9 protein-coding genes are annotated in these 11,388 nt (G+C 64.0%); 7 read left to right on the forward strand and 2 right to left on the reverse strand.

Going from position 1 to position 11,388, the window contains the following annotated elements:
* Positions 1 to 140 precede the first annotated feature (140 nt).
* Positions 141 to 1,991, reverse strand: a complete 1,851-nt coding sequence (typA, locus tag AC1DKY_RS07270; RefSeq protein ID WP_441604636.1) for a translational GTPase TypA — start codon at positions 1,989 to 1,991, stop codon at positions 141 to 143.
* A gap of 315 nt (positions 1,992 to 2,306) precedes the next feature.
* Here typA and AC1DKY_RS07275 point away from each other — a divergent pair, with 315 nt between their 5' ends.
* The 3 genes from AC1DKY_RS07275 (at position 2,307) to AC1DKY_RS07285 (ending at position 5,280) form a co-directional block, all read left to right on the forward strand.
* On the forward strand, positions 2,307 to 4,085 hold the full coding sequence (locus AC1DKY_RS07275) for a 3-hydroxybutyrate oligomer hydrolase family protein (protein ID WP_441604637.1): 1,779 nt from the start codon (positions 2,307 to 2,309) through the stop codon (positions 4,083 to 4,085).
* Between the two features lie 93 nt (positions 4,086 to 4,178).
* Positions 4,179 to 4,688, forward strand: a complete 510-nt coding sequence (locus AC1DKY_RS07280) for a peptidylprolyl isomerase (RefSeq protein WP_441604638.1) — start codon at positions 4,179 to 4,181, stop codon at positions 4,686 to 4,688.
* Positions 4,689 to 4,848: 160 nt separating this feature from the next.
* Positions 4,849 to 5,280 (forward strand): YidB family protein, encoded by a 432-nt coding sequence (locus AC1DKY_RS07285; RefSeq protein WP_441604639.1) that lies wholly within the window; start codon positions 4,849 to 4,851, stop codon positions 5,278 to 5,280.
* A 69-nt stretch (positions 5,281 to 5,349) separates the two neighbouring features.
* Here the strand turns inward: AC1DKY_RS07285 and AC1DKY_RS07290 are convergent, their stop codons facing one another.
* The gene (locus tag AC1DKY_RS07290) at positions 5,350 to 5,607 is read right to left on the reverse strand and encodes a GlsB/YeaQ/YmgE family stress response membrane protein (protein ID WP_441604640.1); all 258 of its coding nucleotides are present in this window, start codon (positions 5,605 to 5,607) and stop codon (positions 5,350 to 5,352) included.
* A 242-nt stretch (positions 5,608 to 5,849) separates the two neighbouring features.
* Here AC1DKY_RS07290 and AC1DKY_RS07295 point away from each other — a divergent pair, with 242 nt between their 5' ends.
* The 4 genes from AC1DKY_RS07295 to prpE all read left to right on the forward strand — a co-directional run bounded on the left by AC1DKY_RS07295 (position 5,850) and on the right by prpE (position 10,617).
* On the forward strand, positions 5,850 to 7,049 hold the full coding sequence (locus tag AC1DKY_RS07295; RefSeq protein WP_441604641.1) for an aminotransferase class I/II-fold pyridoxal phosphate-dependent enzyme: 1,200 nt from the start codon (positions 5,850 to 5,852) through the stop codon (positions 7,047 to 7,049).
* A gap of 73 nt (positions 7,050 to 7,122) precedes the next feature.
* On the forward strand, positions 7,123 to 8,109 hold the full coding sequence (locus AC1DKY_RS07300; protein WP_441604642.1) for a malate dehydrogenase: 987 nt from the start codon (positions 7,123 to 7,125) through the stop codon (positions 8,107 to 8,109).
* A 147-nt stretch (positions 8,110 to 8,256) separates the two neighbouring features.
* The gene (locus tag AC1DKY_RS07305) at positions 8,257 to 8,598 is read left to right on the forward strand and encodes a hypothetical protein (protein ID WP_441604643.1); all 342 of its coding nucleotides are present in this window, start codon (positions 8,257 to 8,259) and stop codon (positions 8,596 to 8,598) included.
* A gap of 126 nt (positions 8,599 to 8,724) precedes the next feature.
* The gene (gene prpE, locus AC1DKY_RS07310) at positions 8,725 to 10,617 is read left to right on the forward strand and encodes a propionate--CoA ligase (RefSeq protein ID WP_441604644.1); all 1,893 of its coding nucleotides are present in this window, start codon (positions 8,725 to 8,727) and stop codon (positions 10,615 to 10,617) included.
* The last annotated feature ends 771 nt before the right edge of the window (positions 10,618 to 11,388 follow it).

Here is an 11,388-nt window from a genome sequence, read left to right on the forward strand (position 1 = left end):
CCCTGTGCGCGACGGCCACGCCTGGGTGTATCGCTGCGTAGGTTTGTCGCGCACAGGGTGCGCTCCCACAGTAGAGCTGAGGCAATAAAAAAGGCCGCCTTTCGGCGGCCTTTTCTTTACTCGTATCGCTGATCCAAAGATCAAGCCACGCCGCGCGAAGCCTTCTTGCGGTCGTTTTCCGTCAGGTGCTTCTTGCGCATGCGGATTTCCTTCGGGGTGACTTCGACCAGCTCGTCGTCGTCGATGAAGTCCAGCGCCTGCTCCAGCGAGAACTTGGTCGCCGGGGTGAGCTGGATCGCATCGTCCTTGCCGGAGGCGCGCATGTTGGTCAGCGGCTTGGGCTTGATGGCGTTGACGGTGAGGTCGTTGTCCTTGGCGTGGATGCCGATCAGCTGGCCTTCGTACACCGAGTCGCCTTCGGCGGCGAACAGCTTGCCGCGATCCTGCAGCGGTCCAAGCGAGTAGGCCGGGGTGGTGCCGCCGGCGTTGGCGATCATCACGCCGTTGAGGCGCTTGGCGATGGCCACCGGGGTGTACGGACCGTAATGGTCGAACACGTGGAACAGCAGGCCCGAACCCTGGGTCAGGGTCTTGAACTGGTTCTGGAAGCCGATCAGGCCACGGGCCGGGATCAGGTATTCAAGGCGCACGCGGCCCTTGCCGTCCGACACCATGTTCTTCAGGTCACCCTTGCGGATGCCCAGGCGCTCCATCACGCCGCCCTGGTGCTGCTCTTCGATGTCGACCACCAGCTGTTCGATCGGCTCCATCTTCTGGCCGTCGATTTCCTTGATGATCACTTCCGGACGCGACACGGCCAGCTCGTAGCCTTCGCGGCGCATGTTTTCGATCAGCACCGACAGATGCAGTTCGCCACGGCCCGAGACCAGGAACTTGTCGGCGTCGGAGCCGTCTTCCACGCGCAGTGCCACGTTGTGCACCTTTTCGCGGTCGAGGCGCTCACGCAGCTGGCGGCTGGTGAGGAACTTGCCGCCCGACAGATCCTTGTTGCCGACGAACGGCGAGTTGTTGACCTGGAAGGTCATGCTGATCATCGGCTCGTCGACGCTCAGCGCCGGCAGCGCTTCAGGCACTTCCAGCGAGGTGACGGTATCGGAAATGGTCAGCTCGGAAATGCCCGAGATGGCGACGATATCGCCAGCTTCGGCCGACTCCTGCTCGATGCGCTCGAGGCCGAGGAAGCCGAGCACCTGGCCGATCTTGCCCTGGCGCTTCTTGCCTTCACGGTCGATCACGGAGACCGGCATGCCCTTCTTCAGGGTGCCGCGCTGGATGCGGCCGATGCCGATGACGCCGACGAAGTTGTTGTAGTCGAGCTGGCTGATGCGCATCTGGAAGGCGCCGTCCGGATCGACGTCCGGCTTGGGCGCGTGCTGCATGATCGCTTCGTACAGCGGGGTCATGTCGCCTTCGCGGGCGTTCTCGTCCAGCGAGGCGTAACCGTTCAGCGCCGAGGCGTAAACGATCGGGAAGTCCATCTGCTCATCGGTGGCGCCGAGCTTCTCAAACAGATCCCACACCTGCTCGACCACCCACTCCGGACGCGAGCCCGGACGGTCGACCTTGTTGACCACGACGATCGGCTTGAAGCCCATGGCGAACGCCTTCTGGGTCACGAAGCGCGTCTGCGGCATCGGGCCGTCCATCGCGTCGACCAGGATCAGCACGGTGTCCACCATCGACAGCACGCGCTCCACCTCGCCGCCGAAGTCGGCATGGCCTGGGGTGTCGACGATGTTGATGCGGTTCTTGGCGCCGGTCTTCTTGTTTTCCCAGGTGATGGCCGTGTTCTTGGCCAGGATCGTGATGCCACGCTCCTTTTCCTGGTCGTTGCTGTCCATCACGCGCTCGGCCAGCACGGTGCGCTCATTGAGCGTGCCGGACTGCTTGAGCAGCTGGTCGACGAGCGTGGTCTTGCCATGGTCGACGTGGGCGACGATGGCGATATTGCGCAGATTTTCGATGGACATGAGGTCGGCTCGGGCGGGATAAAGCCGCCGCGTGAGGTTTCTGGAGGGATAACCCGAGAATTATACGGGGTTATGTGACAGCTTGCTTGAAAAGTCTTAGTAAATTGTTCAGACCGTGACTCGACGACGGTTTAAGGCCGCTCCGGGAGGGGTTCGTCACCCGGGAGCGACCGAACCTGTGCTGGACTGATCCCGAGGGCGGCCTGTCGCCCGAGAGGGATGGAGGGCATGGGCCATCGCCTTTCCCAGTGGATATGCTTGGTCGCACCGTTGCTGGCGTCGTGCGCCGCACCGCCGTTGACCAAGGATTCCGGCATGCATGCCCCCGATTTCGTGCGTGGCGAGGTGCTCCAGACCGAGCATCGCCAGGGCGACGACCTTCTGAGCGCGGGCCTGGGGCTGGATGGCTTGGCCGGTCCGCCATCGCCGATCGCACATCCCTTGCAGCCCACGGCCGCCGAATTGCGCCGCCGTGCGATCCAGGCGAGCTGGAAGGGCATTGCCGATCTGGGACCGCTGGGCGGCTACGGCCATGTCTATGGTGGAGTGCCCGATGTGCCCGGCCGCGAATACCAGGCGTTCGCCTGGATTTCGGGGGCAAACGCGCCGCACCGCGTGCTGTTGCAGGCGCCCGACAACTTCGACCGCTCGCGCCGTTGTCTGGTGGTAACGGCGTCGTCGGGTTCGCGCGGCATCTATGGGGCGATTGCGCTGGCTGGCGCCTGGGGCCTGCCGCGCGGCTGCGCGGTGGCCTATACGGACAAGGCCGCTGGCGCAGGTTATTTCGACCCCGCCAACGACTCAGGCGTCGCGCTCGACGGCACGCGGGTCAAGCGCGGCACGACCACACTGGAATTCGAACCGACCTCCCACGCCAGTCGCGTCGATCTAGGTGTGAAGCACGCCCATTCAGGCGACAGCCCCGAGGCCGACTGGGGCCGGCATGTCCTGCAGGCAGCGCAATTTGGGCTGGCCATGCTCAATCGCGCCTTCCCCGACCAGGCGCCTTTTACGCCGGACAACACACGCATCATTGCCACCGGCCTTTCCAATGGTGGCGGTGCGGTGCTGCAGGCGGCGGGACTGGATGACGGCCGCATGCTCGCTGGCGTCGTGGCGCTCGAGCCCAATGTGCGCGTGCCTGAGCAGGGGCGTGCGTTGTTCGATTACGCCACCGATGCCTCGATCTGGTTGCCGTGTGCGCTCGCCGATGCGCGATTCGATGCGGCACCGATGGCACGCACGCCGCAGGGTGAGGTGCCGCCGCGCTGGGCACAGCGCTGCCATCAACTTCATGAGCGCCAGCTGGTCAGCGGCACACGCGTGGCGGCGCAGGCTGCCGAGGCGTATGAGCACCTGCGCGCCAGCGGCTGGACTGACGAGGCGATGACCACCGCAGCCTCCACCACCTCGCTGGATCTGTGGCGTGCCATCACGGTCGCCTATGCCTCCGCGTATATGCGTCGTGGGCCCGACGATATGCCTTGCGGATTTCGCTACGGCGGCGTGGCTGCATCAGGCGTATCGGTGCCGGTCGATGCAGCGGCACGTGCCACCTGGTGGGCCGATGCCTCGGGCATTCCGCCCGGGAATGGCGTGGGTTTGTTTGGCGGCGCCGATCGTTCCGGCGATCCCACGCTGCCCGGCGTGCTGTGTTTGCGCTCGCTATGGGAAGACCGGGATGCGAGCACGCAGGCGCTGCGCGATGGCGTCGCCGCGACCACGGTGAAAGCACCACGCGCCAGCCTGCCGGTATGGGTGGTGCATGGCGCCTCCGACGGCTTGTTGCCGACGGCGTTCACCTCCGAACCCTATGTCACCTGGCTGCGCAGCAAGGGCGGCCATCCGCTGTACTGGAAAGTGCCGCACGCCCAGCATTTCGATGCCTTTCTCGCCATCCCCGGTTTCGGCGACCGCCACGTGCCCTTGCTGCCGTACGGCTATGCGGCGCTGGATCGGCTGTGGTCGCATATCTATGAAGGCGCGCCGTGGCCCGCCCTGGTGCCGACGCCATCGCCACGGCCGCGCGGTTCGAACGCGTTGGCTCGCGATGCGCTGGATCTCCCCGCCACCTGGACCCAGGCCCCTCGCTGAACCAGAGGCTGGCGGCTCATCCCAGCTGCGGTATCCTTGCGTGCTTGCAGGGCGCCTGTGGTTGCGCGCTGCCTTTCAACGAAGGATCCCCTGATGACCATCAACGTCACCATGACCACCAACCGCGGTCCCATCCATCTGCGCCTGCACGATGACAAGACGCCGGTGACCGTGGCCAGCTTTGTCAACCTGGCCCGTCGCGGCTATTACGATGGCCTGTCGTTCCATCGCGTCATCGCCGATTTCATGGTGCAGGGCGGCTGCCCGGAAGGCAGCGGTCGCGGCGGCCCGGGCTACCGTTTCGAAGACGAATTCGACGCATCCTTGCGTCATGACAAGCCGGGCGTGCTGTCCATGGCCAATGCCGGCCCGCGCACCAATGGCAGCCAGTTCTTCATCACCCATGGCGCCACGCCGTGGCTGGATGGCAAGCACAGCGTGTTCGGCGAAATCCTCGGCCCGGAAGATCAGGCCGTGGTCAATGCGATCCGCCAGGGCGACATCGTCGAGAAAGTCACTGTGGAAGGCGACGTCGATGCGTTGCTGGCCGCCCAGGCCGACCGCGTGAAGGAATGGAACGCAGTGCTCGACGAGCGCGGCTGAGTCCGTTCGTCGTCATTGCGTGAAGAAGCCGCCGTCGTCATCGACGGCGGCTTTTTTTGTGGCTGCGCTGTCATGGCGATGTGGGAAACAGGGGCCTAGAATCGGACGGCTCCACGCAAGAAGCGATGTGCGTCAATCCCATTCCCAAGGAGATGCAGTAATGTCCTTTCTCAATGATCTGCTCGGCGGCGGTCAGGGCAATCCGGCAGGTGGTTCATCCCTGGTGGCCGTGGCGGGCCAGCTGATCGAAAAGGCCGGCGGTGTGCAGGGCCTGGTGGCCATGCTGCAGCAGCACGGTCTGGGCGATGCCGTGCAGTCGTGGGTCGGTACCGGTGGCAACCAGGCGGTGTCGGGCGACCAGCTCGGCCAGGCACTGCAGAACGGCGGGCTCGGCACCGTGCTGCAAGAGGCGGCAGGCAAGCTGGGTGTCGACCAGGGCCAGCTGCTGGGCCAGCTCTCGCAGGTGTTGCCGCATGCGGTCGATCATCTGACGCCCGAGGGCCAGTTGCCGGCGCAGGGGCAGGGTGGTTTCGACCTGGGTTCGCTGGCGTCGCTGGCAGGCAAGCTGTTCGGCGGGGCCAACCGGGCCTGAGTCCAGGCACTGAAAAAAACACCGGCGACGCGCAAGGCGTCGCCGGTTTCGCGTCCCTGCGCCAGGAGGTCAGGCGTTGGCTTTGCGCTTGAACAGCAGGTGATAAAGCAGCAGCAGGACGATCGCGCCGCCGATCGATCCGAGGAAATGCGCGAGGCCCGTCTCGCCCCACCATCCCAGCTTTTCGCCAATATAGGTGGAGATGACCGAGCCGAGGATGCCCAGGATCGCGGTGATGATGAAGCCGCCCGGATCCTTGCCCGGCATCAGCATCTTGGCGATCAGACCCACGACCAGACCCACGATGAATACCCAGAGCCAGTGCATATGCGTTCCTTGGCGGCCATTGGTGGGTCGAATCTAGGCTTACATCGTGCGCCAATCCATAGGCAGATCAGCCAGTTGACGGCACGGTTTTGCAAGTCACGAACGTCACTGGCATGGGCCTGACCATCTCACGCATGGGCGGGGCTTTAGACCATCGGGTGAACCCGGGGCGTCGGATGGCGCGCTGTCACATGCTAAAATCGTGGGGTTTGCTGTCTTCGTTCCCCATACACGAGGAAGTCATGCCCCAGCTTGCCCAGCGTGTCGGTCGCGCCAAGCCCAGCGCGATCATGGTCATCGCCGAAAAGGCCAAGCAGCTCAAGGCTGCCGGTCGCGACATCATCAGCTTCTCGATTGGCGTTCCCAATTTTCTACCTGGCGAGCATGTGTATGCCGCCGCACGCGAAGCGCTGCAGCGTGATTCCGGCCAGTACGGCAGCAACCGCGGTGCGGATGCGCTGCTCGATGCCTTCCTGGTGCACATCGAAAAGCTCGGTTTCACCGGCTATGGCCGCGCGAATCTCTCGATCGGCATCGGCGCCAAGCAGGTGTTGTACAACCTGGGCGAAGCGCTGTTGAACGAAGGCGATGAAATCTGCTTCGCCGCACCGTTCTGGACCACCTATCGCGACATCGCCGACATCCTGGGCGCCAAGGCCAACATCCTGCATTGCGGCCCCGAGCAGAACTACAAGCTCACGCCGGCGCAGCTCGATGCGGCGCTCGCGCGCAAGCCCAAGGTGTTCCTGTTCAACAATCCGTCCAATCCCACCGGCATGGTCTATACGCGCGACGAAATCGCCGCGCTGGCCGACGTGCTGGCGAAGTATCCGGATACCTGGATCATCACCGACGACATCTACAACTCGATGGTGTTCGACGGCATCGGCTATCACAACTTCGTGCATGCCAGGCCGGAGCTGAAGGATCGACTGATCTTCGTCGACTCGGTGTCCAAGACCTATGGCATGCCGGGTTGGCGCGTGGGCCTGATCGCCGCGCCGGAAATCGTGGCCAAGGCCATCACCACGCTCAACTCCAACCACATCACCAGTCTGCCCGAAGTGATCACGGCCGCCGCCATCGCCGCGTTTGCCGGACCGCAGGATATTCCGCAGGCCAAGTGCAAGGAATTTGCCGAGAAGCGCGACATCGTGGTCAATGCGCTCCGTGCGATTCCCGGCGTGGTGTGCCCGTATCCGCAGGGCGCGTTCTACGCGTTCCCCGATATCTCGGTGGCATTCGGCAAGAGCTACAAGGGCACGCGCATCAACGACGACGTCGAGTTGTGCGCTGTGCTGCTCGAAGCGGCGGGCGTGGCCTGCGTGCCAGGCTCGGCATTTGGCGAGCCGCGCGCCCTGCGCATTTCCTATACCTGCCCAACGGCACAATTGCAGCCCGGGCTGGAACGCATCCAGGCGTTCTTTGCAGAATTGACCTGATGGTCTTGGGCCCGCGCCGTACGGCGTGGGCCTTTGTCTTTTGTACGCTAGCCAAGTTGAAGGAGTTTCTCCGATGAAAGCCCCCGTTCGTGTTGCCGTTACCGGCGCTGCCGGCCAGATCGGTTACGCCCTGCTGTTCCGCATCGCCGCGGGCGACATGCTGGGTCCGGATCAGCCGGTGATCCTGCACCTGCTGGAAATCACCCCGGCGCTGCCCGCGCTGCAGGGCGTGGTGATGGAACTCAACGATTGCGCGTTTCCGACGCTGGCCGGCGTGGTCGCCACCGACGACCTCAACGTCGCCTTCAAGGACGTCGATTACGCGCTGCTCGTCGGCGCGCGTCCGCGCGGCCCGGGCATGGAGCGCAAGGATCTGCTCGAAGCCAACGGCGCCATCTTCGGCCCGCAGGGCAAGGCGCTGAACGATCACGCCAAGCGCGACGTGCGCGTGCTGGTGGTTGGCAACCCGGCCAACACCAATGCGCTGATCGCCCAGCAGAACGCACCGGATCTGGATCCGAAGTGCTTCACCGCGATGGTTCGTCTTGACCACAACCGCGCGCTGTCGCAGCTGGCCGAGAAGACCGGCAAGCACAGCACCGACATCAAGAAGATGACCATCTGGGGCAACCACAGCTCCACCCAGTACCCGGACCTGCACCACGCCACCGTGGGCGGCAAGCCGGCGCTGTCGCTGGTTGATCAGTCCTGGTACGAGAGCGATTTCATCCCGACCGTGCAGCAGCGCGGGGCGGCGATCATCAAGGCGCGCGGCGCTTCCTCGGCCGCTTCGGCTGCTTCGGCTGCCGTCGACCACATGCGCACCTGGGCGATGGGCACCGCGGAAGGCGACTGGGCCTCGATGGGCATCCCGTCCGACGGTTCGTACGGCATCGAGCCGGGCGTGATCTACGGCTACCCGGTGACGGTGAAGGATGGCAAATACGCCATCGTGCAGGGCCTGGAAATCAACGATTTCTCGCGCGCCCGCATGGACGCCACCAACAAGGAACTGCGCGAAGAGCGCGCCGGCGTCGAGCACCTGTTCGCCAAGAAGTAAGTCGCACGCGCAAGCTTTGCGATGATCGAAATGGGCAGCTTCGGCTGCCCATTTCTTTTTGGGGGCAGGGCAGCCATTTCCCCGGGGGTGGCTGGCGGCGTGCCCTGGGAACGGTAGAATCGGCGGAGCATTAACCGGAACCCAGACATGAAGCGACTTCTTGCGACCCTTTCCCTCTGCGCCCTGCTCACCGCCTGCGGTGGCACCCACGGCTTGCGCGACACCACGCCGAAGATGAGCAGCCGTACCAACAAGGACATTCCGACCTATCTGGAATGCGTGCGCGCCAAGTGGGCCGAAACTGCCCAAGTGAGCATGTCGCACAAGGACCAGTCGGGCGAGCTGTCTGGCAACGACAAGCAGGGCGCGCATGAACTGATCAACGTGACGGCTGACGGCACCGGCGCCCTGGTCGTGATGTACGAAGGCCAGGACATGAAGAAGGACTACAACTCCGCCTATCGCGACGCGGCGGTGTCCTGCCTGTAAGTTATGCGCGTGGATGATCGCCGCGCATGGCGATCGTCCACGCACGACTCGACCAAGGTCGCAAAGCCCATTGGGCAGCGCTGATCTAGGCTAGACCGATCAGCCGTTGAAACGAGGGTGATCGCGATGCGCTATGAGGAGTTCTATCAGCGTTCGATAGAGCAGCCCGAAGCGTTCTGGGCTGAGCAGGCGCAGCGCATCCATTGGCATACGCCACCCCAGCGCATCCTCGACGTTTCCCATCCGCCGTTCCGCCAGTGGTTCGTCGGCGGCACCACCAATCTCTGCTACAACGCCGTCGACCGCCATCTCGAAGAGCGCGGCGGCCAGCTCGCGCTGGTGGCGATCTCCAGCGAAACCGGGATCACGCGCGAGCTGAGTTATCGCGATCTCTATCGTGAAGTGAACACCTTCGCTGCCGTGCTCGCCTCCTTGGGCGTAGGCAAGGGCGATCGCGTGGTGATCTACCTGCCCAATATCGCCGAAGCGGTGTTCGCCATGCTCGCTTGCGCGCGCCTGGGTGCAATCCACTCGGTGGTTTTCGGCGGCTTTGCCGCGCACAACCTCGCGTTGCGCATCGATGATGCCGAGCCCGCGCTGCTCATTGCCACTGACGCGGGCATGCGTGGCGGCAAGATCATCCCGTACAAGCCCTTGGTCGACGCTGCGCTCGAGGAAGCCAAACACCAGCCGTCAAACGTGCTCATCATCGATCGTGGACTCGATCCCCAGATGACGCGTGTCGCCGGACGCGATCTCGACTACGCCAGCTTGCGCGCCTCCTATGAGGGCGCCGAAGTGCCGGTCGAGTGGCTCGAATCGAACGAGCCCAGCTATCTGCTCTACACCTCGGGCACCACGGGCAAGCCCAAGGGCATACAGCGCGACGTGGGCGGCTACGCTGTCGCCATGGCGATGTCGATCGACGCGATCTTCGACATCAAGCCGGGGCAGGTGATGTTCTCCACCTCGGATGTGGGCTGGGCCGTGGGCCATTCGTACAACGTGTACGCGCCGCTGATCGGCGGCGCCACGTCGTTGCTATACGAAGGTCTGCCGGCACACCCCGATCCGGGCATCTGGTGGCGTCTGTGCGAACGCTACGGCGTGCACAGCATGTTCTCGTCACCCACGGCGTTGCGTGTGCTCAAGAAACAGGACCCGAGCTGGCTCAAGAAGTACGACCTGCTGAAACTGCACTGGTTGTTCCTCGCCGGCGAACCACTCGACGAACCCACCGCGCACTGGGCCACCGAAGGCCTGGGCGTACCCGTTATCGATAACTACTGGCAGACCGAAACCGGCTGGCCCGCGATCACCTTGATGCCCGGCCTGGATTTGAAAAGGCTGAAATTCGGCTCGCCCGGATTGCCCAGCCCCGGCTATCGCATGAAGGTGATCGACGAGAACACCGGCGAGGAACTGCCACCGCACCAGAAGGGCGTGCTCGTATTTGTTCCTCCGCTGCCGCCCGGTTGCCTGACCACGGTATGGCGCAACGACGAACGCTACGTGGCAAGTTACTTCAGCCACTTCAAGGAACTGCTCTACAGCTCGCTGGATTGGGCGATCCGCGACGAGGATGGCTATACCACCATCCTTGGACGCACCGACGATGTGATCAATGTGGCGGGACATCGCCTGGGCACGCGCGAAATCGAAGAATCCGTAGCGATGCATCCTGCCTGCGCGGAAGCTGCGGTGATCGGCATGCACGACGATGTGAAGGGGCAGGTGCCGGTGGTGTTTGCCACGCTCCGCCAAGGCGTGACGGAGGCTTCGGTGGAGGTTGCCAAAGGCATGCAGCAATGCGTGGTGGATCAACTGGGCAAGATTGCGAAGCCGGCGCGCATCTATGTGGTCAATGCGTTGCCCAAGACACGCTCCGGAAAACTGCTGCGACGGTCGCTGCAGGCTTTGGTGCAGCACACGGATCCTGGGGATCTTTCTACGTTGGATGATCCGGCGGCGTTGGAGGAGATTCGCAGGGCGTTGGAGAGGGGGCCCGATCAAGGTTGAGTTTCTCCCTCTCCCCTCCGGGGAGAGGGTTGGGGTGAGGGGCCAACCTAGCCCCATTGTGTGGCAGTGCCACAATCTTCGTTCTGCTCGTCATCCCAGCGTAGGCCGGGATCCAGAGCCTCGGTATTTAGTTGTCGCGCTGCCGCGACCTGGCTCGCCTGCCGCGGGCTTCCGACCTCCTGCCGGAGGCCGGGTAACTTTTCTTTGCTTGCCCAAAGAAAAGTAACCAAAAGAAAGGGCCCCCCGGATGACGCGCCTTCCGGGCTGCGCCCTCCAGGTGCGCGGACGGGTTACGGGGTTTTTCGACAGGACATCCCTGTCCTGTCGAAAAACTGGCCGCATCCCTGCGGCCACCCTTCGGGCTTTCCTCCACCCGCCCGCCGCGTCATACGGGGACCCCGGGGCAGAGCCACATCAAGAGCCCAACACCCGGCGTTGCGGGGCCGAGCAGGTCTTTTTGTAGGAGCGCACTTGTGCGCGACCAACCGGAGCGATGCACTGCGACGCCGCGGTCGCGCACAAGTGCGCTCCTACAAGGGATCGCGCAAGCCAGTATCGATCGGCTCTTTGTGGGAGCGCACCCTGTGCGCGACGAACCTACGGAGCGGTACACCGCAGCGTGGCTGTCGCGCACAGGGTGCGCTCCCACAGACAAGCAGGCGCGGCAGACGGAAGAMGGGMTGMCYAMAGCCGATGCGCAGCGAGGCYCSGCTTTAAGTCCTCAGSGATTCGGGCGCGTTGCGCAGCGCTTTGMAGTACCCCCTGTGTACC

The sequence above is a fragment of the Dyella sp. 01N448 genome, from assembly GCF_056399225.1.